Annotated in this window: 17 protein-coding genes, 2 pseudogenes and 1 riboswitch; of the genes and pseudogenes, 15 read left to right on the forward strand and 4 right to left on the reverse strand. The window is 45.4% G+C overall.

Translation table 11 applies throughout. The features are described from left to right. Positions 1 to 236 precede the first annotated feature (236 nt). From E0698_RS24950 to E0698_RS24995, 10 genes and pseudogenes are all read left to right on the forward strand, one after another. Positions 237 to 1340, forward strand: a complete 1104-nt coding sequence (locus E0698_RS24950) for a hypothetical protein (protein WP_192513267.1) — start codon at positions 237 to 239, stop codon at positions 1338 to 1340. Positions 1341 to 1519: 179 nt separating this feature from the next. Next, a complete protein-coding gene (locus E0698_RS24955) occupies positions 1520 to 3109 on the forward strand; it encodes an acyl-CoA synthetase (protein WP_192513268.1) in 1590 nt (529 codons plus the stop codon). Positions 3110 to 3155: 46 nt separating this feature from the next. Continuing rightward, positions 3156 to 4388: an aminopeptidase gene (locus E0698_RS24960; RefSeq protein WP_192513269.1), complete on the forward strand. Its 1233-nt coding sequence runs from the start codon at positions 3156 to 3158 to the stop codon at positions 4386 to 4388. 218 nt (positions 4389 to 4606) lie between these two features. Further along, positions 4607 to 5194 (forward strand): TetR/AcrR family transcriptional regulator, encoded by a 588-nt coding sequence (locus tag E0698_RS24965; RefSeq protein WP_025682103.1) that lies wholly within the window; start codon positions 4607 to 4609, stop codon positions 5192 to 5194. A 46-nt stretch (positions 5195 to 5240) separates the two neighbouring features. Beyond that, positions 5241 to 5867: an HXXEE domain-containing protein gene (locus E0698_RS24970; RefSeq protein WP_192513270.1), complete on the forward strand. Its 627-nt coding sequence runs from the start codon at positions 5241 to 5243 to the stop codon at positions 5865 to 5867. A 120-nt stretch (positions 5868 to 5987) separates the two neighbouring features. Then, positions 5988 to 6770 carry a DUF4309 domain-containing protein gene (locus tag E0698_RS24975; RefSeq protein WP_192513271.1) on the forward strand — a complete coding sequence of 261 codons (783 nt, stop codon included), beginning with the start codon at positions 5988 to 5990 and terminating at the stop codon, positions 6768 to 6770. Positions 6771 to 6931: 161 nt separating this feature from the next. Further along, positions 6932 to 7459, forward strand: coding sequence for a TetR/AcrR family transcriptional regulator (locus E0698_RS24980; protein ID WP_134914031.1), 528 nt, complete (start codon positions 6932 to 6934; stop codon positions 7457 to 7459). Between the two features lie 108 nt (positions 7460 to 7567). Beyond that, positions 7568 to 8524 (forward strand): SDR family NAD(P)-dependent oxidoreductase, encoded by a 957-nt coding sequence (locus E0698_RS24985; RefSeq protein ID WP_192513272.1) that lies wholly within the window; start codon positions 7568 to 7570, stop codon positions 8522 to 8524. A 688-nt stretch (positions 8525 to 9212) separates the two neighbouring features. Beyond that, a pseudogene (locus E0698_RS27765) lies at positions 9213 to 9512 on the forward strand (DsrE/DsrF/DrsH-like family protein); the annotation flags it as partial. Between the two features lie 76 nt (positions 9513 to 9588). After that, positions 9589 to 9855, forward strand: coding sequence for a metal-sensitive transcriptional regulator (locus tag E0698_RS24995; protein WP_044645886.1), 267 nt, complete (start codon positions 9589 to 9591; stop codon positions 9853 to 9855). 43 nt (positions 9856 to 9898) lie between these two features. On the opposite strand, the gene E0698_RS25000 is transcribed toward E0698_RS24995, so the two are convergent. Beyond that, positions 9899 to 10858 (reverse strand): right-handed parallel beta-helix repeat-containing protein, encoded by a 960-nt coding sequence (locus E0698_RS25000; RefSeq protein ID WP_192513273.1) that lies wholly within the window; start codon positions 10856 to 10858, stop codon positions 9899 to 9901. A 74-nt stretch (positions 10859 to 10932) separates the two neighbouring features. Next, a riboswitch (TPP riboswitch) is annotated at positions 10933 to 11042 on the forward strand. Between the two features lie 53 nt (positions 11043 to 11095). Here E0698_RS25000 and thiM point away from each other — a divergent pair. From thiM to E0698_RS25015, 3 genes are all read left to right on the forward strand, one after another. Continuing rightward, positions 11096 to 11914: a hydroxyethylthiazole kinase gene (gene thiM, locus E0698_RS25005; protein WP_134914039.1), complete on the forward strand. Its 819-nt coding sequence runs from the start codon at positions 11096 to 11098 to the stop codon at positions 11912 to 11914. A 100-nt stretch (positions 11915 to 12014) separates the two neighbouring features. Continuing rightward, on the forward strand, positions 12015 to 12704 hold the full coding sequence (locus E0698_RS25010) for a YetF domain-containing protein (RefSeq protein WP_149096369.1): 690 nt from the start codon (positions 12015 to 12017) through the stop codon (positions 12702 to 12704). A 262-nt stretch (positions 12705 to 12966) separates the two neighbouring features. Beyond that, positions 12967 to 15018 carry a fibronectin type III domain-containing protein gene (locus tag E0698_RS25015; RefSeq protein ID WP_192513274.1) on the forward strand — a complete coding sequence of 684 codons (2052 nt, stop codon included), beginning with the start codon at positions 12967 to 12969 and terminating at the stop codon, positions 15016 to 15018. A gap of 263 nt (positions 15019 to 15281) precedes the next feature. On the opposite strand, the gene E0698_RS25020 is transcribed toward E0698_RS25015, so the two are convergent. From E0698_RS25020 to E0698_RS25035, 3 genes and pseudogenes are all read right to left on the reverse strand, one after another. Beyond that, positions 15282 to 17558 carry an alpha-galactosidase gene (locus E0698_RS25020; RefSeq protein WP_192513275.1) on the reverse strand — a complete coding sequence of 759 codons (2277 nt, stop codon included), beginning with the start codon at positions 17556 to 17558 and terminating at the stop codon, positions 15282 to 15284. An 86-nt stretch (positions 17559 to 17644) separates the two neighbouring features. Beyond that, positions 17645 to 18631 (reverse strand): LacI family DNA-binding transcriptional regulator, encoded by a 987-nt coding sequence (locus E0698_RS25025; protein WP_192513276.1) that lies wholly within the window; start codon positions 18629 to 18631, stop codon positions 17645 to 17647. 903 nt (positions 18632 to 19534) lie between these two features. Beyond that, positions 19535 to 19710: pseudogene (locus E0698_RS25035) on the reverse strand (glutamine amidotransferase); the annotation flags it as partial. A 186-nt stretch (positions 19711 to 19896) separates the two neighbouring features. On the opposite strand from E0698_RS25035, the gene E0698_RS25040 reads away from it, so the two are divergent. Both E0698_RS25040 and E0698_RS25045 read left to right on the forward strand, forming a co-directional pair. After that, positions 19897 to 20556 carry a TetR/AcrR family transcriptional regulator gene (locus tag E0698_RS25040; protein ID WP_192513277.1) on the forward strand — a complete coding sequence of 220 codons (660 nt, stop codon included), beginning with the start codon at positions 19897 to 19899 and terminating at the stop codon, positions 20554 to 20556. 112 nt (positions 20557 to 20668) lie between these two features. Next, positions 20669 to 21814 carry an alpha/beta hydrolase gene (locus E0698_RS25045; RefSeq protein WP_192513278.1) on the forward strand — a complete coding sequence of 382 codons (1146 nt, stop codon included), beginning with the start codon at positions 20669 to 20671 and terminating at the stop codon, positions 21812 to 21814. The last annotated feature ends 432 nt before the right edge of the window (positions 21815 to 22246 follow it).

The following is a 22246-nucleotide window of genomic DNA, read 5'->3' on the forward strand; positions in this document are numbered from 1 at the left end:
TTCAGAGGAAATTGGAAGAGTAACCCCAACTTCCGTTACTGAGGACATAAGCTAGAGCTTGATCCAAATTCATAAGCTACGCATGCAAAATGTCAGGTCCTCATCACAGGGCTTGGCATTTTTAGTATTTCTGGCTCTGGAACGGTTTTGGTGCTGGTGTTGGAGCGTCGTTTATGGTTATCATAGACGAAGGTATGAATCTATCGTTTACATTCGGATACAAAAGGAGATACAAGATGGCTGAACCTTTAAAAAATATATACACAGAGGATTTTCTTCGCCTTTTCGGTGAAAGAGTACAAACGGCGTATAGCTCGTTTGATACCCAGAGATTTATCCATCAAGTCATGGACGAATCGTGGAATGAGCTGGAGCTAAAAGCCCGGATGCGGCGGATTTCACTAACATTGGGGACGTTCTTGCCCAGTCGTTATGAAGAAGCCTTGGCTGTCCTTTTTGCTATAGACGAGCATTGCAGCGGTTTCCCGTACTTATTCTTTCCGGATTTTGTGGAGGTGTATGGGCAGGGGGAGGAGCATTGGACGCTTTCCATGGAAGCGCTGGAGCGTTTCACACAGAAGTCATCTGCGGAGTTTGCCGTCAGACCCTTCCTGCTGCGCGAACCGGAACGGATGATGCGCCAGATGACGGTCTGGGCGGGGCATCCAAGCGAGCATGTCCGTCGTCTTGCCAGCGAAGGCTGTCGTCCACGACTGCCGTGGGGGCAAGCGTTGCCCATATTTAAGCGCGATCCCGCTCCAGTATTGGTCGTGCTGGAAATGTTGAAAGCCGATCCCTCACTGTATGTACGTAAAAGTGTAGCCAACAACCTGAACGACATCGCCAAGGATCATCCCGAAGCAGTCATTGCAACAGCTCAACGATGGAAAGGTACGCATCCCCACACCGACTGGATTGTACGCCACGGCTGCCGGACCCTGATTCGCAAGTCCAGCCCCGAGGTGATGACACTGTTCGGCTATGCCGAAGAAACGAATGGGTCCCCGTTAGTCACGGAAGCGTCTTTTACTGCCGATCCGGCTGTGTTAAAGCTCGGTGATAGCTGTGAGCTAAGCTATGCGCTTCAACTTCGGGAAGGTGACCCGGTGCGAGTTCGCATCGAATACGGAATCGACTTTGTGAAGGCAAGAGGACAAGTCTCGCGTAAATTATTTTTGCTTTCCGACAAAAACGTACCCGGAGGAACCCGTCTTACAGGTACGCGAACACACCGTTTCGCAGACCTGACGACCCGCCGCCATTATCCAGGTGCACACCGTATTATGCTGCTTGTGAACGGACAAGAAGCGGCATCTACAGTAGTGGAGCTCCAGTTTTAAAAGCTTTATAGCAGCATAGAGAAAGAGTCTGAAACCTGGCTCTTTCTTTTTGTCGTTCGCTTCTACGGACTTTATTTTTTTTCGAAAAAATGAGTCTGGTATTAGAACCTGGTACTAAGACGTGTTATAATAAGATTAGATCGTGGCTCTCATCTTATGTATAAAGGGGAATGTACAATTTGACAGATCAACAGCAATGGCTTGCGCCTGAATATTACAATATGACTTCGGAAATGGAACACCATGACGCCAGCAAGACAGCACTCAAGTGGTTAAGCGAAACAGGAGACTACGAGGAAATCACCTACGGGGAGCTATTGAAAAAAGCTAATCGACTGGCTGGAGGACTCGCTGGACTGGGATTTAACAAAGGAGACAGGGTTCTGGTCGTAGTACCACGTCGCATTATTGCGTATGTGATTTACCTGGCTTGCTTAAAGCTGGGACTTGCCGTTATTCCTTCTTCCGAAATGCTTCGGGCCAAGGATATTGCCTATCGACTTCGCCATTCGGAAGCGCGCGGGGTGATTGCCTGGACCGGAGTAACAGGTGAAGTGGACAAAGTAGACGGGGATTTGCCTTCTCTGGATTACCGTATCTCGGTTTCCAGCGACGACACCGTAGCTGAACCCGGCTGGCTGGAGCTGAATGAGCTGATGGTTGGACAGGAAGATACCTTTGAAGCTGTGAAAACGCACCGGGATGACATGGCAATTCTGGCCTATACCTCCGGTACCACGGGAAATCCTAAAGGTGTCGTACATAGCCACGGCTGGGGATTTGCCCATCTTCGGATTACATCCCCTTGGCTGGATATCCAGGCCTCGGATACGGTATGGGCTACAGCTGCGCCAGGATGGCAAAAATGGATTTGGAGTCCGTTTCTATCCGTATTGGGAAATGGAGCGACCGGATTCGTATATAATGGTTCTTTTCGTCCGGGTCGCTATTTGCAGTTCCTACAGCAATACCGGATTCAAGTGTTATGCTGTACCCCAACGGAATACCGGATTATGGCGAAGACGGATGGGTTGGATCAATATGATCTGTCCCAACTGCGCAGCGCAGTTTCTGCGGGAGAACCTCTTAATCAGGAGGTCATTAACAAGTTTCAGGAGCAGTTCAACATTACGATTCGTGACGGTTACGGCCAGACGGAAAGCACTTTGATTATCGGTAATTTGAAGGACGCGCCTTTGCGCACAGGTTCAATGGGAAAATCCATTGCGCCAGGACTGGTTGAGATCGTAGACGAGGACGGTGTTCCGCTGGCTACGGGCCAAGTGGGCGATATTGCAGTGCGTGCTGATCTACCGGCATTATTCCATACGTATTACCTTGATCCAGAGCGCAAAGGAGTCAGTGTCCATGGAGACTATTTTGTTACAGGAGACCGGGCGCGAAAGGACGAGGATGGATACTTCTGGTTTGAAGGACGCGGTGACGATATCATTATTAGCTCCGGTTATACCATCGGTCCCTTCGAAGTGGAGGAAGCGCTCATGAAGCATGACTCTGTACAGGAGTGTGCTGCCGTAGCCAGTCCTGACGAAATCCGGGGACATATTGTAAAAGCCTACGTTGTACTCAAAGCCGGAGTAGAAGGATCACCGGAGTTGGTGAAGGAACTGCAACATCATGTGAAAGCATTGACAGCGCCTTACAAATATCCACGAAAAATAGAGTTTATTCAAGAGCTTCCTAAAACCAGCTCGGGTAAAATACGAAGAGTGGAGCTGCGTGAATTGGAGAAGCAGTCAGTACTGTAATTGTAGATTGTAAATATCATGAAATTCGGAACAGGAGCGTGGAAAAATGAGTTCCTTTGAAGCATTGCTGGAACAATATGCAGAACTTGTCGTAAGAGTAGGTGTCAACATCCAGCCCGGACAGGCGTTGTTGGTAACTGCACCACTGGAAACCGTTGAGTTTACACGCCTGATTGTCAGCAAAGCCTATGAAGCAGGCGCTAAATATGTACAGGTAGAGTTTGAGGATGATTCCATTACACGTAGTCGTTTTGAACATGGTGACGAAGCCAGCTTTGATTACTACCCTGCTTGGAAGGCAGAAATGATGGAGAAATTCGCCGAAGAGGGTGGAGCCACGCTAACAATCAAGGTGCCGAACCCAGATCTGTACCAAGGCATTGATCCGCAAAAAGTATCGCGTGCAACGAAGGCGGCGGTAACGATGAGAGAGGGCTTCTCCCACTACACCCGAAATCATAAAATCAGCTGGTGTCTGATCAAAGCACCGACGAAGGCTTGGGCCGATAAAGTGTTTGCCGATATGGCGGAAGAGGACCGAATTCGTGTCATGTGGGAAACTATTTTCCAGATGAATCGTGTAGATGGCTCCGATCCCGTCCTGAATTGGCAGAAACATCTGAAAAACCTCGAACAGCTGCAAAACAAGCTGAATCATAAAAAGTATAAAAGCCTGCACTACCGCGCACCCGGAACAGATTTGAAAATCGAACTGGCCGACGGACATATTTGGCGCAGCGGTGGTGGTGAAAACGAGCGTGGAGACTACTTTGTGGCGAATATGCCGACAGAAGAAGTTTTCACAATGCCTAAACGTACAGGTGTAAATGGTTATGTCACCAGCACGATGCCGTTAAATTTGAATGGACAACTGGTCGATCGCATTACATTTACCTTTAAGGATGGCATAGTTACCAAATATACAGCGGAATCCGGCGAGCAACATCTGACTCATTTGCTGGCTACGGATGAAGGGGCCAGCTATTTGGGTGAAGTCGCGCTCGTGCCGCACGATTCACCGATTTCCAATCTCAATCGCATCTTTTACAACACAGGGATTGATGAAAATGCCTCCTGTCACTTGGCGCTCGGCAGTGCGTATCCGTTTAACCTCGAAAAAGGAACACAAATGAACCGGGAAGAGCTGCTCCAGAACGGTGCCAATGTCAGCCTGACCCATGTTGACTTTATGATTGGCTCTGCTGAGCTGGATATTGACGGCGAGCTGCAGGACGGAAGTACAGAGGCTGTGTTCCGCAAAGGAAATTGGGCGATTTAATCCTTTTCTCAATCTCAATTTATAGCAACCCGCAAGCGATCTCATTCGTTTGCGGGTTTTTGTATATGCTAAATATCAAACTGTGCTTGTATTGCGAAATATAAAGTGCTAAACTAAGTTCAAACATAAATTTAAACAGTGTTTTAAATTATGTTTAACTTATAGAATTCTGGTCTATTCAATCCGCTCTGATTGGACCAGGTAAGAGGAGGAGAAGTATGAATCACGTAGACAAAAAACAGCAAACCAAAGAAAAAATATTACACGCTGCGCTTGAATTCATTAAAAAGGAAGGTTTTGAGGCGGTTACAATCAGGAAAATTGCCGACCTGTCGACCACTAATATTTCTCTAGTTAATTATTATTTTGGCTCTAAGGAAAATCTGCTCAGTGAAGCCATTGAAGTAATATTAAGTGGCTTTCAGCACACTTTTTCTATTTTGGACAATACAGCGATCCCGCCCCAAGATCGACTGAAACAATTTTTGTTTGATTATTTACAAGTCATTCGGCAATACCCGGAGCTTCTCTCACGTGTCATTGTCATGGGTAGCACGCCCTTCACATCCCAACAGGAATACGGAAGGTTTTTAAACATGATGGGATTCCCCAAAGTGCAAAGTACGATCAAGGACTTGACAGGTGAGCAACGGCCAGAGCGATTGTTAGCGATGATGCTGCAGATATTTGGGGCTATTTTTCTTCCCGCATTGATGAGCCCGATTCTTGAATCCGGAGCGGCTGTGGAAATGCCTTCAATCGAGGAACAATTAAACCTGTTGTTTGAAAGATATTTTGATAAATGAGGATTTTGCAAAAATCCTGAAATAATAAATGACTGGAGTGAATACTATGAATTTTTTGAGAAAATACTGGCAGGACGCAGGGGCTATCATCGGTGTGATCGTATGTATTGGTTTACTTATGAACAGGGCCATTTTTTCGGATATAACAGGAATTTTATGGTTGAGCTTTGTAACCATACTTTTTCATCAATTTGAGGAGTACCGCTGGCCTGGATATTTTGCCGGTCTATTTAACAACGTCATGTTTAAAAGTGAAACCCCAGATCGGTACCCTTTAAACACCCAATCAGCCATGATTATTAATGTGGTGATTGCCTATGTGTTTTATTTACTCCCGATATTATTTCCGCACGTGATATGGCTTGGACTCGCGCCTGTTTTTATGGGCTTCTTCCAGGTAGTCTGGCATGGCATTGTTGTGAATATAAAAGCAAAAACCTTATATAATCCCGGTTTGTTTACGGCAGTCTCCCTGCATGTTCCGGTCGGAATCTGGTACATTCACGATATTGTCAAGTACAATGCACCCACCGCAGCAGACTGGATCTGGGGGACAATCTACTTTGCTTTTGCTGTATATATCTTCATCATAAAAGGGAATATGTGGTTGAAAAACAGCAATTCTCCTTATCCTTTTTCTCAACAAAAGTTAGGATCGTACTATCGTAAATAGTGTATGTTGGATGATCTTCAATGTCCTTGTTTACAAGTTGGAAACAAGTAGAGGTATTCTGGAAATGTGGTTCGGTTACACTTGGTTTGTACCTCATTGAAACAAGGAAAGAGTGATCTCATGATAAAACATTCACATCAACCACATGAATCAAAAAAGCTGCCCTATAAGCTAATAACGGCTACTGCTTTGATGGCTATCAGTTTCGTTGTCATCACCGGATGCGGCAATAGCGGAGATGCAAAATCAACTGCTCCAATTACGGAAGGCGCGGTTGCACCATCTACCGATTCTGCGGTTCAGCAAACGGACGATAATAGTAAGAGTGCAGATGCGAACAAGCAAGGTTCGGACACACACCAGCAAAGTCCAAGTGCAGCAGATTCCAAAAATACAGGAAAGGTGTCTGAGCAAGGCTCAACCTCGGCCCATCAGTCACCTGCCAGTAGTGCAGCGCCATCTAATCACACACACAGTTTCCCAGCAACCATACTCAGCGCCGCCAAGCTGGGGACGCTTCCGAATTTGCCCAAAGGTCTTGGTTTGGGAACGGGCAGCGATCTTTTGTTCGAGCTGTGGGGAAAATCCGAGTCAGGCTCTACCGGTCATCTGCGGAGCTACGCCAAGCATCATACGGATATCGTACTGGATGGAAGCGATAAAGTTACAGAGATTACATTATCCGATCCATCTTATAAAAAGCTGGTTATCAACCAAGTCATTAAGGAACTAGGTAAGCCGACCGAAAGGAACGACACCTCCAAAGACGTACCGGATACAGCAGAAGTTAGTTATACCATCAAAAATACTTCCGGGCTTGATCAGTATTTAGTATTTTCCTATCAGACAAAAACACAAAAGGTCAACTATGTCAGATTGTATTTTAACTCCATGACTCCATAATCTGAGACACAATAAAAGAGTCGCTTCCGAAACCATCACGGAGGCGACTTATTTTTTCTGAGCGATTACTATTGCATTTTCGTGCAGTGTCGTTTATATTGAATTTAGTGATTGATCAATCACTAATCTGAATCTGTGTTGAACAAAAGGATGGAGATTTCATGACCAAAGCTACGTCAACATCAATAAATCGTCAGAAGGAAATCATATCCGCCGCCATTGAAGTGTTTGCGGAGATGGGCTATTATCGTGCGACCACAGCCAAAGTGGCTGAACGGGCCAACATTTCTCAGCCATATGTTTTCCGTTTTTTCGCTACCAAGGAAGCCTTGCTGATTGAAGCGCTGAAGGTTTCATTTGCACGCATCATAGACTCTTTTCACCGAGTTATTCATTCGGTTTCGTCTGAACGGCTAGAGCAGGAGCTTATTGCAGCATATTCGCAAATTATGATGGAATACCGCAATGAGATCCTTTTGCAAATGCAGGCGCAGACGATTCACGAGGACGTGGTTGTGAACGTGATGCAGCAGGGATTACGTGAAATTCATGCGACGGTATATGATGCTTTTCGCCAGGCAGGGATTGATCAGGCATTGGAAAGAACGATGCTTTTTCTGGCCAGAGGCATGCTTTGTAATATCTCAATGTCGCTGGATCTGCCGGAGCTGATGAAAATAAACGATTAACCTCGTTTATTTTCATATTCTGTAATTGATTAATCACTAACTATTATTTCATCGCACTTTGTTATTGATTAGTCACTAAATAATTATTCTATTTAAGGAGTGTTCACAATGAAAAAAGCAATCGTATTAGGTGCAACCGGAGGAACTGGGTCGGCAATTCTACATGAACTTCTCAACAGAGGCATTGAAACCATCGCCTTCGGCCGTTCTTCCGATAAGCTCCAGCAATTACAAGCGTCATTGGGTCAGCCAAAGCATCTGTCTGTTTATAAAGGAGATGTATTCGATGCGAATCAGGTTAGTGACGCGGTTAAGGATGCAGATGTCATTTTCCAATGCGCGGCTGTTCCATACCACGAAATGGAGACACGCCAGCTTCCTTTGGGGGAATCCGTCATGGAGGCAGCCAACCGTTTAGGTAAGAAAATAGTCATCATAGACGGAATTTATCCGTACGGAAAGGCATTGACTCCATTGGTGAATGAGGAACATCCCAAAAACCCTCATACCCGTAAGGGAAAAGTCAAGCTGGAATTTGAAAAGCTTATATTCAGTTCCCACTGGGATCATGCACAGCCTATGATTGCAAGATTGCCTGATTATTACGGACCTACAGCCAACAAATCCTCTTATTTAGGTTTAACTATGGAGGCTGTGGCTGCTGGAAAACCGGCTATTTTCATAGGAGGCTTGAATGTCCCCCGCGAATATGTGTATCTACCCGATGTGGCAGTGATGATCGTGGAATTAGCTAGCCGGGAAGAAGCTTACGGTCAAAATTGGAACATACCGGGGGCGGGTGTGATTTCCGGCAAAAAGCTTGTGCATATTGCACAAAAAGCAAGTGGTAAAACTAAACCCGTCTTTCCACTGCGAAAAACCGCACTTCGTCTGATCGGATTATTTGATCCCGTGATTCGTGAAATCGTAGAGATGCTATATCTGACCCAAACACCTGTTGTGCTGGATGGTAGCAAATACGAGCGTGTTGTAGGCCCTATACCCAAGACCCCTTTTGAAAAAGGCATAACGGATACAATACTCGCATTGAAAAAACGTCAATAAAAAAATCTATGATGGGGCTTTATCAGAAAATATACTTCCAAGCTATGAAAGCCGCGATGGCAGCATCACGGAGCTGAGTGAAGGCGGTAAAGTTCACGCACGCTTAGCAGAGCTTTACCAGACGAATCCGGGTTTAAACCTGCAAAGTGAGACTGAAATCAGAAATAGAGTAACTGCTAACTTACCAGAACACCCTAACGCCTATCAAGAAATTCGGCAGACCAACATGGGAAAAATAACACCTACGGAAGAAGAACAGCGAGACATGGAAATGGGACCTAACCGCTGTGCCGTACATGACAACTAAAGTGGGGGTATGATGGATATTCTCCTGTATGGAGTCATGGTGCTTCTGGGTCTGATCGGATCATTCTTTTCCGGTTTGCTGGGTATCAGCGGAGCCATTATCAATTATCCGTTATTACTTTTTGTCCCGGCTGGCTTGGGCATAGCACATTTTTCAGCACAAGAAGTGTCCACGATTAGCATGTTTCAGGTCTTCTTTGCTTCATTAGCGGGAGTATTTATGTTAACCGTGCTCAAGATTCCTACCCGAACGACCATCGCATCCTCATTCGCTATTGTGTTCATTTCCGCCATTGGCGGTGTCATTGGCAAAATATCAACGGGTCAAATTCCGGTTATCGTAACTGTTTTTACGGTATTGGGAAGTTTGATCGGCGCACCTCTAGGCTCCAAATTTGGCTGGATGATGCCGCGTGGACCCCAAAAGCTTGCATTGTCCAAAATGAATTTTGCAGGACTCGGCCCACAGATGATCAAGCATGTCATGAAAAAGCATAATGCGCTTTCCCTTCCGCAGCTTATCGAGCTGGCGCAAGAGCAGGGGATCAAGCTGGTGGCCTGCACCATGACCATGGATCTGCTAGGACTACAACAGGAAGAGCTGATGGACGGTTTGGAATATGCCGGAGTAGCTGCCTACCTGGGGGATGCTTCGCAGGGTAAGGTAAATCTATTCATTTAGGATGTCCTTATTATTTTTTCGGTTTATAATATACCTATACATGTATATGATTAAATCAAAAAGGAGTGTATACCTGATGGATTACAATTATAGTGATGAGCTGAAAACACGCCTGAGAAGAATTGAGGGTCAGGTGCGTGGGGTGCTTCGTTTAATGGATGAAGGACAATCCTGTAAGGACGTAGTAAGCCAGTTATCCGCCGTACGCAATGCATCCGATAAAGCGATTGCCCAGATCGTGGCAGAGAATCTGCAACGTTGTATATTGGAAGAACAAGAGGCTGGTGGAGATACAGATAAACTTGTTAAGGAAGCGATCCAGCTTCTCGTAAAAAGTCGTTAAGGAGCTGTAGTCCGACTTGAACCTCAGAATGGGTAGGGCAATATTATTTCCCGAAATTATTGCCCTCAATCCATAAGGGATGCTGAACATAAGTCCCTAAAACTCGATTAAAATACACTCGATTGTGAGAGGTTTCTTTCGTAACCCGAATACCAAAATCCCCATTTCCCTTGGATATGATTTCATTTAAATAAATACTGGATTGTTGAACATCCGTTTCCAGATAAATCCCGTTCGAATCACTCGTCCAATCACGAATTTTACCACGACCTTTCCAGGCTCCAAAATTAGAAATGATATTATTGGAAATATTGATTTTAGAACATCGCAAAACCTGGATGCCCGAGAAATCAGGATGATCAATCGTGTTGAACATCACGTTAATATGGTTAGAAAGCTGATCCAGTTCAATGCCAAAAAAGCGGGTATCCCAAATCTTATTGTACATAATCTCTAATCCATGGTATCGACTGCCTAATGAAATTGGGTGCTCTAAATTACGTGAAACGCGAATCCCTTCAGAATATAAGGTGTTATTTTCAAACACATTCTCATTATCGAGATGATTTTCTTCTACTGCTGCAATCGTATCTGCACCTGGCGTCACCTGTGGACCCGCAAAGTATACGGCAAAAATACTTGCAGCACCTAAAATCTTATTTCCTTCAATGCGGGTACGGTTAGAGGATGCAACAACAAGAGCTGCTTGAGCAGAGTGAGTGAACGTATCCAGGGTTAAGCGGGTAATCGAAACATCATCGGCGTTTATTTTGATTAAATCCTTTGAAGGATCGGCTTGGCGAAGTATCGTTTGTTCAATGGATTCACCCTGTATTTTTGTAGTATGGTTTTGGATCAATATAGTAGTAAAAACATTGTGAATACCGTTTTTTATTAAAATATTAGTTTCATTGGATGCTAAAGCTTCAATTAGAGAGAGATAGTCACCCGAGCCATCAGCGGCTACAACAGCAGACGGGGAAGAAGCAATAGATGGGTCCAAAAGCAAACCTCCAAACGTTTTTTACATGATCAAAATATCTGTTGATTTTTGTATGACGAACCCGTAACATTAGAAAAAAATATAACGGGAGCCTGTGGAAGCAAGCTGAGAGTACGACTAAGCCGTCGTAGACCGTGTGAACCTGTTGGATAATGCCAGCGTAGGGATAGAAGTGTATACATATGTATAGGCCAACAGTCTTTCACAGGTTCCTGAAGAAAGAGGGTTGGTTTTTTAATGTTAGATCAAATGGCTTTGTTGCTACAAAATATGCGGGATACGAATCCGCTCGTTCACAATATAACCAATGTGGTCGTCACCAATTTTACGGCAAACGGACTGCTCGCGCTCGGCGCTTCACCAGTTATGGCATACGCCAAAGAGGAAGTCGCAGATATGGCCCGAATTGCGGGGGCGCTTGTACTTAACATTGGTACGTTAAATGAAGAACTTGTAGAGTCCATGATTATGGCTGGTTTATCGGCTAATGAACATGGGGTACCTGTGCTGTTAGATCCCGTGGGCGCGGGAGCGACCCCATTCCGCACAGCCTCCGCTCTCCGGATTCTGGATCGGGTCAAGGTGGATATTGTTCGCGGTAACGCTGCTGAAATTGCACAAATCATTGGCGAAGACATACAAATTAAAGGTGTCGATGCTGGAGAAACAGGCAATTTGAATATTTCACAACTTGCAGTCAAAGCAGCCCATCAACTGAATACAATTGTTGCAATCACCGGCAAAGAAGACGTCATTACCGACGGCCGTATAGGGTGGATCATTGAGAACGGCCATAGCATGCTTACCAAAGTTACGGGAGCTGGTTGCCTATTAACTTCGGTGCTTGGCGCTTTCGCTGCTGTCGAAAACGACAGACTTACTGCTGGCATGGCAGCACTTGCCGTATATGGCGTTGCTGCTGAAATGGCAGCAGAACGAAAAGGTGGGGAAGGACCAGGAAGCTTTCAGATCGAGCTACTTAATATGCTGTTCGCGGTAACGCCGGAAGATGTGCGCCAGTACGGTAGGGTGCGCGCATTAGAGCGGATATTCTGAACACAAGAGGATAGAAGGTGAAATGAACCACTGTTTATATAGAAATGGACAGGTGTAATAACCCGTAAGGAGAAATAACTTCTTGCCGGGAGGTGTATGTATGGAGGTATTCGTCACGATTGGTGTCAAATTGATCATCAGCTTTTTTGGTTTGTGGATTATTGCTTTTATTACAGGGCGGAAAACCCTCAGTCAGTTAACACCGCTCGATTTTTTAACGTCATTGGTTTTAAGCGAAATTGTGGGGAATACACTATACGACGATAAGGTGAGCATTGGGCAGCTTTTGTTTGCTTTGGCACTGTGGTGCGCGCTGTCCTATTTTTTTGAGAAGGCAACGACCCATTTTGTAAGATTTGGATATATGGCGGAGGGCCGGACTGTGCTGCTCATCGATAAAGGCAAGGTTAATCAAGAAATGCTAGAAAAATACGATATTGAGTATACACAGTTACTTTCCATGCTTCGGCAGCAAAATATTTTTTCTCTTCGTGAGGTCAGGTACGCCACGTTGGAAACGAACGGCTCACTATCAGTCATGCGCAAACCCGAATACGAGCCGCCAACCGCTCAGGATATGGGGATAGGTGTGCAGCCTGATTTCTTTTCCGTTACGGTCATCGATAAAGGAAAGCTGCTGAACGAATCCATGAGGGGCAAGAAAATCGATATGGAGCAGATTAAAGCAAAGGTCCGAGAGCAAGGATATGGTGATATCGACGAGATCGCCTATGCGGAGTATAGCGAGGATGGAACACTGTACATTGTTCCGATGGGAGAGAAAACCTAATTAGACCAGGTTGGACCAGGCATAAATTATCTTTTAGTATCCGCGCTCAGCGCGGCTTTTTTTATGTATACAAGTCCAGTTCTTGGCTTGGGGAAAGAGCTTGTACTATTAGCCTAAACATTTCCTTTAAATATTCCGATAACATTTAAATGAACGTCTATTGCTTATGCTAGGCTGACAAGGCTGGATTACAATAAGAGGATTTTGTAATCTTACCAACTGGTTTGACAAATACATATTGTTATCAAGGAGTGCACAGATCATGAAAAAGAAGGGATTGCGCCAATGGATGGCTCCGTTCGCAACGGTTACTCTGATTTTGAATACGGGATATGGCATCTTGGGGGGAACGGATGTAGCGGCGAGTGCGTTGCCTGCCAAAGAGCATAGCTGGAATTTGAAAAATCCGGGTATAGAGCAGTCACATGCAAATGTATTAGCAGGTCAAGGGCGCTATGCGAAGGTTGGTTCGGGTACAGGCGTGACTACGCTTACAGAAGTAGATGGTCAAAGAACCTATATTAACAGAATTATAAAAACGTTGGCGAACCAAACAGCTGCGTTGAGTATTGCATCTGGAGAAGTAAGCCATTTGACAGCGGTTCCGGCAGATACAACAAAGATGAACTTGTCTTGGACAAATCCGACGGACACCAATTTTGACCATGTAAAGGTCAGCGTCAGCACGGACGTATATGTAGATAACATCAAAAGTAATTCTTATATGATGAGCGGCTTACAGCCTGATACAACATATAACTTTCGAGTGCAGACGGTGGATAAGAGCGGAAATGAATCTCAGGGGACTTCAGTACAGGCCAAAACGGCTTCTGTTGTTCCTGTAGATAAGACACCTCCAGGAGAGGTGAGCGGGCTGACAGCGACGAATGTGGGTTACAACGCTTTTACTGTGAATTACATTTTGCCCAAGGATGCTGACCTGAGCCAAGCGATTATCTATCTAAATGATAGGGAAGTGCAGCGAACCTTAGGTACGTCCTACACGTTTAGTGGCTTGATCGCTTCCACTAACTATACCGTAACGGTCAAAACAGTGGATAAATCCGGAAACGTATCTGGGGGGGTTAGTATTCCAGTTACAACCCCAACAGTCTCCGTCGATACTTCGTCCGTGCCAGATGTGACTGGAGCGACAGTGACGTCCGTTGGTAATCAGAGTATATCCATTTCCTGGACGAGACCCAGCGGGATTAGTACAGTTAGTCTATATCTGGACGGGCAACTGATAACAGATTCATCAGGAACGACATATACGTTCACGAACCTGACAGCAGCTCGGTCGTATGGAATTACGATTAGGTCCAAGCGGAGCACAGGTGCGTTGTCCTCTGGCGTGAAGCTGAGTGCGACGACTAATTCGAGCTCCAGTACGTCGGAAGTAACCAATCTTGAGGTAGACAGCAAGGATGAAACCTGGATAAAAATCACCTACGATATTCCGAGTGAAGCGCAGAGGGTGAAAATATATGTTGATAATGACTATCGTGGGGCTACAACCTCTGAGTCCTACAATATTACGAATTTGCGTACAGGACGCTGGTATGTAATTAAGGTAGTAGCAGTAAAAAGCAATGGAGGGGAATCTTCAGGTGTGAGTTTGTCGGAACGTACGGATACTTCCTATTCTTCTTCGTCGTCTAGTTCATCAGACTATGAGGAAGCAAGAGATTTGATGAGGACTGCGGAGAATAACCTGAGTGCATCCAGTTGGCGTGCTGCCAGAGACGCAATTAGTGATCTGCCAAGCGGGTCGCGTAAAAGTGATCTGCTGGATCGACTGGAAGCTATTCGCAATCGTGTGTTTAATACCAGCGGTTCATCTATCACGACAAGTACAAGTACAGGTACAACAAACTCTGGCTCAGCGTCCGTGTACTCCAACAATACGGTTGCCCCGTACGCAACTTCATTCATCCTGACACCAGGAGCTAAATATGCTTACGTGGATGGTCGCGCTATGTCGATAGATCAGGCCCCGCAGATCATAAATGGGGTGACGATGGTTCCGCTACGTTTTATCAGCGAACGGGTGGGCTACCAGGTGAATTATGAAAGAGGGACCAAGCGGATCCTTATGAATCGCCCTACTGAAGGCAAACAGGTGATACTTCAAATTAAGAATCCCAAGATGGTAGTATATGAGCTAAATATATCCCGGAATTCCTCAACTCCCATCACAGCCCCGATTATTTTTAAGGGCTACACATTAGTTCCACTAAGAGCCATTAGTGAGCTTTCGGGCTACCAAGTGAATTATAGCGCTGCATCCAAACAAATTACGATTACAAAATAAATGCTTTTGTAAAAATGGTTCCAAGTAAAGAATCTGGAACTCAACTTGTCGAGAAACCCGGTCATTTCCATGACGTTGGGTTTCTCTTTTTTTGTATGTCACACGAAAAATGAAAAAGCGATGGATAGACAGGAAGTAGTAATTATTCGCCATTAACATACAGGTAGATAACTAAAATATTGGAATAATTATCAAACAAGGCAGACCGGAGAATCGGTCTGCCTTGTTTTAATTTTTTTTATCGTCACTGACTGCATTCGTTATCAGCGGGGGATCTCCTTAATGCGGAAGGTAGAGCTGGCGAAATCCCCTGTTAGATCCGAGACCACAAGCCCAATTCTCATTAGGCGGTCACCTCCAAAGATTTCGCCATCGAACGCTACGCTGAAGGGGGAGCCGCCGTCTTCCGCCAAGGTATTAACCGCATGATCTGCCGTGTTGCCCGTCGCCCCGGTTTCGATTTTATACTTTTTCTCCGGGTCAAGTCCTTTTAGTGTTAATCGCCGGATTGGCCCATTCGGTTCAGCCAGTACGCGGAAGTAAGCGACAAACGCTTCCGACTGGTCCTCGCTAACGAACATCCAGGCCGTATCACCTCGGCCTTCAAATGGGCTAAGGAGCCGATACATATCCCCCTGCTGTACAAGGGAGCGAATTTCCTTGTACTGGGCGATTTGTTTGGCAGCGAGCTCCTTTTCTTCCTTTGTAAATGCAGTAAGATCAAGCTCGTAGCCAAAGTTGCCACTCATTGCCACATCGCCGCGTATGGCGAGGGAGGTGATTCGTCCCACCTGGTGGTTCGGCACGCTTGATACGTGTGCCCCCATGGTGCTGGCCGGATACACGATGCTTGTTCCGTACTGGATAGCCAATCTTTCAATCGCATCGGTATCGTCGCTGGTCCATGTTTGCGGCATATAGTAGAGCATTCCTGGATCGAACCGTCCGCCACCTCCGGAACAGCTTTCGAACAAGATGTCCGGGAACCGGGAAGTCAAGCGTTCCAGCAGATCGTAAAGTCCGAGCATATAACGGTGTGCGGTTTCCTTTTGCCGTTCGCTAGGAGCTGTAGCCGAAGCAATCTCCGTCATATTACGGTTCATGTCCCACTTGACATAAGTAATCGGAGCGATTGAGAATACGGAGCTAAGCGTATTGCACAAGTAATCGCATACTTCTTTGCGGGAGAGATCAAGCACCAACTGGGATCGGCCTTCCGTCCGCCGCCGCCCCTCAGCATGCAGGCACCAGTCAGGATGGTCACGGTATAGTTCACTATCAGGAGATACCATTTCCGGCTCTACCCACAAGCCAAACTGTAATCCTTGTTCATTAACCCGTTTGGCCAGGTCGGCAAGACCGCCAGGCAGCTTGCGGCGGTTCTCAAACCAGTCCCCAAGCGAATTGTCGTCATTATCGCGTTTGCCAAACCAACCATCATCAAGAACAAAGAGCTCAATACCGAGGGGTCCCGCTTCCTTAGCAATCGCCTCGATTTTATCAGCATCGAAGTTGAAATAAGTGGCTTCCCAATTGTTTACAAGAATCGGACGCTCTTTGTCACGGTAAACGCCCCGGCACAGACGTGTACGATAGAGTCGATGATAAGTGCGAGACATGCCCCCAAGACCTTCTCCGGAAAAGACCAGTACGGCTTCAGGGGTCTGGAATGACTGACCCGGTTCAAGTTGCCAGGAGAAGTCAAAGGGATTGATCCCGATACTTACACGGGTCTGGTCGAACTGCTCTACTTCTGCCTGTGCGACGAAGTTGCTGCTATAGACCAAGCTGAAGCCGTACACATCACCACGATCTTCAGTTGCATCAGGACGAAGCAGTGCCAGAAAGGGATTCATCTGGTGACTGCTGGAGCCCCGACGGCTCTCCAAGCGAATGGCACCGGGTCCCAGGTCACGGCGCTGGATATGCCGTTCCCGTACCCAGGCACCGGACAGGTAGAGAGCTTGGTAGTTGGAATCGGCGAAATCGACAGAGGCGCTCATGGCTTGCTCAATATTTATGATAGCGCTTCCAGTATGCTCAAACAGGGTAGACCGGGCAATAACACTGTAATTCGCAAATACAGTATAGAGCAGTGTAGCCTTAAGACCTGAGTTTTTGTCCTCAAGGATCAGAAAGAGGGTTGCTGCTTCATCATCCGATTCGGTATAGACGGCAGGAAGTCCTTCGAGCTTTGGTTTACCCGGTACAATGCGGTAACCAGTATATTTTAGCTCCGTAATCCGGGTGCCGTCTGCAAGTGCAGCCTGGTAAGCGGGCTGACGAAAGTCGCTTGTTCCATACTGGGGATATTCCTGGGGAAGCGTGTCCAGGGAAATCGTACGATTGGAAGGAACGGGAGTGGGAGAGAAAGAGCAGCGCTCCCTAAGTTCCAGTATACTTGCTAGACTTTGATCATGGTGAAGTCTAGCTCCCCAATAGACATGTGCGGGATATCCTTCTATAAGCTGGATAATATAGCTGCAATCCTTGGACTGCAGGTGAAACAAACCAAGCGTCTCGTTTACATGAATGTTCATAGTATTCACTCCTTGGGGTTCATAATATCGATTTGTTTTTACGTAAGGATATTTATCAATAACGTTAAGACTTTCAAGTGCTGATTTTAGCTGTTTTGGCACGAGCTCTCCCGTATGACAAGCTTAGTCCCGATCACGCTGTGCGCAGGTGGTTCACGTCCCTCAAACCGTTCAGCTAGCAGTTGAATGGAAGCCTTTCCCATCTGTTCGGGATAGGCACGCACAGTGGTTAGCGGTGGCTGTACGAAGGCCGCCATCTCAATGTCGTCGAAGCCGACGACGGCCATATCCTCAGGTACCTTGACTCCATCTCCATGAAGGGCACGGAGGGCACCGATGGCGAGCGGGTCGCTTGCAGCGAAGCAGGCCGTCGGTCTTTCCTGTTCGACAAGTAGCTCGTTCATCATCCGATAGCCATCCGCGGTAGTCCAAGCGCCTATACGGACGAATTCAGGATTGTACAATCCCCGTTCCCGCATGAACCGTTCAAAATAATGCGCCCGTCGCTCTCCGTCGCTTTTACCGCCGATAAACCCGATTTGTCTGTGACCAAGCTCCAATAAATGTCCGAGTGCCTGATCAACAGCTTGCCGGAAATGGAGGCGTACGGAATCGTACTCCAACTGTTCATGGTACTGGTCGACAAGGACAATGGTGTTTTTGTTGGGATGCAACTTGATCACCTCTTCAGGATCGACGCCGCCCACGACAATCAGACCGTCCGTCTTCTGCAAGCTGACGATGGAAGAGCGGCCTCGCAGGGTCTGCCCCAACGTCAGGCCAAGCTCTTCACAGCGCAGTTCGATTCCACGGCGGATCGAGGCATAATACGGATCGTCCCGTTCCTCTTCAATGGAACACCACAGCAGGAGGGAGACTGTCTTCCCGGCACGTTCCGTGTTCTGCTTTAATTGCCTCAGCCGGGAAGGCTTATACCCGAGCTGTTCAGCAATCGAAAAAATCCTGTTTTTGGTGTCAGGGCTCACGGACAGAGACAGATCGTTATTTAAAACCCTTGAAACGGTTGCGGCAGACACACCCGCTTCGCGGGCAATGTCTTTAATGGTTGCCAAAAAAGCTCACACCTTTTTTAGTTAATAAATTTACTAAAATTCGACTTCATCCTAACACATCCCATTAATACTTTCAAGATGGCGGCTGAATCTTTAAGGTTACTTTTGATCTACTCTTGTACAGATTAGTTGTGTTAACATGATGAATATTCTCTTGATGGCGGAGGGGTTTCAAATTGAATATTCTGTCACTAGCTCGAAAGTGGTTTGGTCGGCTTCGATTCAAAAGCAAGGTTATTGCAGTATTTCTTCCGCTAATCATTGTTTCTCTCCTTATTCTTGGCCTGTTGTCTAATCAACTCTTCAGCCGTTCTTTAATAGACCGAACCACGAGTAACGTGGTGGACGAGTCTCAGCTTACCCTGTCTCGGACTGATTACATATTCAGCAGTGTGGAAACGGCGGCCAATATTATGGTCACGAATATTAACAGGATGTATGATTCATACGGTGCCAAATCTGATACTGCCATGGAGCGTGTTCAGTTTGGAAACCTGATGCAGATCCGCCTATCCATTGACTTGTCAATCTTTCGCGAGGTAGATGCCGCTGTATTCATTGATAAAGAAGGGACAATTTTCGCCTCTTACACCGAAAGTGGAGATGAGAGCAAAGTCTATAGCATGCTTAAGCGGGTAAGGGAATCCGAAAGTTATGGACAGGCACTCTGGTTTGATATGGAGAGAAGAGATTTCCTAACACCAGATCCGAACTCTCCGGTTTTGACGCTGGGGAAGACGGTCATTAATATAGACACCGGCGAACCCTATGGAACGCTTTTTCTATTAGTGAAGGAAGGGGTAGCGTCAGGAAAATGCGGATTTACAACGATAAGGAAATTCCAAATTAAAAAGCCCAACTTCTCTGCAAATCAAAATAGAGAAATTGAGCTTTTCAGTTACTTTATTTATTTATTGAATTCATTAACTGGAAGAAGTATTCAGGTTTATGAGTCTTATTTAGGTTATACCATGAATGTAATGTATCTGGTGTAAATACATCTATTTTTTCAGTACTTCCATCGCAAATTCCAGAGGAGCTACTCCTGATGCAGTAACTAAATTCGCATCAGATACCGCAGATTTACTGGACATATTATATAAAAAAACAAAACAACTCCATTAACTTATCTCTTAGGAAGGATAATGTTCTATGCAATGGTTTTAATCTTTTATAATGATATTAATATTTCAATACTACTTGACATGTGAATTGATTATCGATATAGTATGAATCAATTCACACTTCACATTAAGGAGTAATCTATGCCAAAAAATACTTTCTTTCGTTTAGATGAAGCAAGGCGCGAGGAAATATCTAATAGCGCTATGCATCTTTTTGTTGATAATCTTTACGAGGATATAACTATGAAGATGGTTTTGGATAGTTTGTCCATGCACCCCGGAACATTTTATCGGTATTTTGAAGACAAAGATGACCTTTATTGTCTCTTAATACGTAATGTGACCCAGAAAAGAGCTGCGTATTTTAATAACAGTAATGAAGATTCCCTTTTCCGGTTTTTCCTTACTGGCTTATTTGGTAACGTTAATGGCATTGTGACCGAGCCACTGAATGAGTTGGAAATCAAACTCACTGAAACATTTTTATACATTCCTGAGAACATTTTGCTTAAAATATATCTGAATGTGCTAAAGGGCGAGTCATTCCCCTTGATCAAGGACATTTTACGCCGAATGAGGGTTGATGGATATCTCCGACCTGATATTGACGACGACCTGATTTCTTTTATGTTTGAGTCAATGCAGTTTAATTTAGTCATGTTTTTTAGGGAATTCGATATTAAGGACTCTAAGCTGCAACATAAGATTAGCAAGTACTTTGCTGACTTTATGGGTCATGGGCTGCTTGAAGATCATAAATATTCTGAATTTGTTAGCGATATCAAGAAAGCCAAGGAGTAGATATGATTCACTGAAGATAGGATGTAATAGTTTCACAGTTTTGAAAAGCGCTTATAGCGCAATGTATGTATTTCACATTCGCCACTTTTATTAATTAAGGGGGAACAAGAAAATGAAAACTTATGACGCATTTCCAGAACCAATTGGCGGCTATACTGTCGGTCGAACCCAGATGGATTTTGAGTACACGGCATCAGATCACTCAAAAAGAGAACTGACGGCGTTTGTGTACTATCCGTCCGACAGTAGCGAAGGTAAGACTACATCAACGTACATGTTTCCTGAAGTCTACGAGATGTTTAATGAGCAGCCACTTGTCACTGCGTATCTTAAAGGGAAGGATGTTTTCTCTATAGATATCAAGACCCAGTGTTACGACGACCTTGCTCTCTCCGGGAAGGAAAAGCGCTATCCGGTGTTATTCTATGTTTGCGGCGGGGGCGGTTCTCCAGAATGGGGTACAGTGATCTGTACAGACTTGGCAAGCATGGGATATGTTGTGGTAAGCATCGGCCATCAGAATAGCACGATGTATAAGCGTAAAGATGGGCGCCTGTTTAATGTATCAAAGGATTTTTCGGATGTCATTATGGCGTTTTCTGAAGATCCGGAGATGCTGGCGTTGGCTGGTAAGATGGAGATGCGGCCTGACGATGAAACTGCCATTGAGATGTGCCATAACGTGCTTACACTGCCGATACTTGCCAAGTTAACAGAGTATAGTGAATTACAGGCAGAAGATGTAAGGTATGTAGCCGATTATCTTTACAAACTGGACTCTGGAGAGCTGAATTCCATCTTTAAGGGCAGATTGTTGCTTGACATCGGCATGGGCATAGTCGGACATTCTTATGGAGGGCCTACGACGGCGATTGTTTGCCGGGACGACGACCGGTTCGCCTGCGGGATTGGCTTGGATAGCGGTGCGTTCGGCCTTCTCGACAGCGACCTTAAGAAACCCTTCTTGCTACTGTTTTGTGAACCTAACTATAACATGAATGCGATAATTGGCGCTAACAATAGCATGGAAACCTATTATTTCTCTGTTGATCGTGTTGCGCATTTAGATTACTGCGACATCGTGTTTACCAGTGTTAATGAGGAACTCAGAGGCGAACGGGATGCTATGGAGATGCGAAATCTTGTTACAGACTATACGAAGAACTTTTTTGATCATTACATACTGCAGAAGGCTGCAAGTGTGGAAAGTCTGGCATACGATGGCGTGGACTTGATCAAGAAGACCAGCAACAAGTGACATAACCGAGAGGTTGCTGATAAACGCATGTCAAAGAGCTAGCCGTACAGACACAAAGCCGATAACCCTATTACGCGGTTATCGGCTCTCTCATATTTCAGGCATTGTTTTCTATTTGAAGTATCTATTTCTGTCTTAGCTTGACATCATCCCACCTAAAAAATTGAAAATGCTATTTTTAAAAATATTCATATTGAAACCTGCCATGACTATGTCCTTTCATACTTCGCTACCTGATTGCCGTCAGCCGAAATATTATGAAAATTTCTGTTCGATAAAAGTTTTAAAGCTTCTTCGCTAAAGTGAATGTTAGATGTCTGTTTAATAGAGAAAGTGTCCATACTGTCTAGTAATAAATAGGAAGAGGACGGGATGGAACATGTGGACCCCATTAAGCAAAAAGGATAATCTAATGAATGATGTGTTCAAGTT

Source organism: Paenibacillus sp. 23TSA30-6, from assembly GCF_014858585.1.
GTDB lineage: Bacteria > Bacillota > Bacilli > Paenibacillales > Paenibacillaceae > Paenibacillus.

Bases quoted from the DNA above. Each gene is read 5' to 3' on its own strand.
- E0698_RS24950 (WP_192513267.1), top strand. From the start codon at position 237: ATGGCTGAACCTTTAAAAAATATATACACAGAGGATTTTCTTCGCCTT.
- E0698_RS24960 (WP_192513269.1), top strand. From the start codon at position 3,156: ATGAGTTCCTTTGAAGCATTGCTGGAACAATATGCAGAACTTGTCGTA.
- E0698_RS24965 (WP_025682103.1), top strand. From the start codon at position 4,607: ATGAATCACGTAGACAAAAAACAGCAAACCAAAGAAAAAATATTACAC.
- E0698_RS24970 (WP_192513270.1), top strand. From the start codon at position 5,241: ATGAATTTTTTGAGAAAATACTGGCAGGACGCAGGGGCTATCATCGGT.
- E0698_RS24975 (WP_192513271.1), top strand. From the start codon at position 5,988: ATGATAAAACATTCACATCAACCACATGAATCAAAAAAGCTGCCCTAT.
- E0698_RS24980 (WP_134914031.1), top strand. From the start codon at position 6,932: ATGACCAAAGCTACGTCAACATCAATAAATCGTCAGAAGGAAATCATA.
- E0698_RS24985 (WP_192513272.1), top strand. From the start codon at position 7,568: ATGAAAAAAGCAATCGTATTAGGTGCAACCGGAGGAACTGGGTCGGCA.
- E0698_RS24995 (WP_044645886.1), top strand. From the start codon at position 9,589: ATGGATTACAATTATAGTGATGAGCTGAAAACACGCCTGAGAAGAATT.
- thiM (WP_134914039.1), top strand. From the start codon at position 11,096: ATGTTAGATCAAATGGCTTTGTTGCTACAAAATATGCGGGATACGAAT.
- E0698_RS25010 (WP_149096369.1), top strand. From the start codon at position 12,015: ATGGAGGTATTCGTCACGATTGGTGTCAAATTGATCATCAGCTTTTTT.
- E0698_RS25015 (WP_192513274.1), top strand. From the start codon at position 12,967: ATGAAAAAGAAGGGATTGCGCCAATGGATGGCTCCGTTCGCAACGGTT.
- E0698_RS25020 (WP_192513275.1), bottom strand. From the start codon at position 17,558: ATGAACATTCATGTAAACGAGACGCTTGGTTTGTTTCACCTGCAGTCC.
- E0698_RS25040 (WP_192513277.1), top strand. From the start codon at position 19,897: ATGCCAAAAAATACTTTCTTTCGTTTAGATGAAGCAAGGCGCGAGGAA.
- E0698_RS25045 (WP_192513278.1), top strand. From the start codon at position 20,669: ATGAAAACTTATGACGCATTTCCAGAACCAATTGGCGGCTATACTGTC.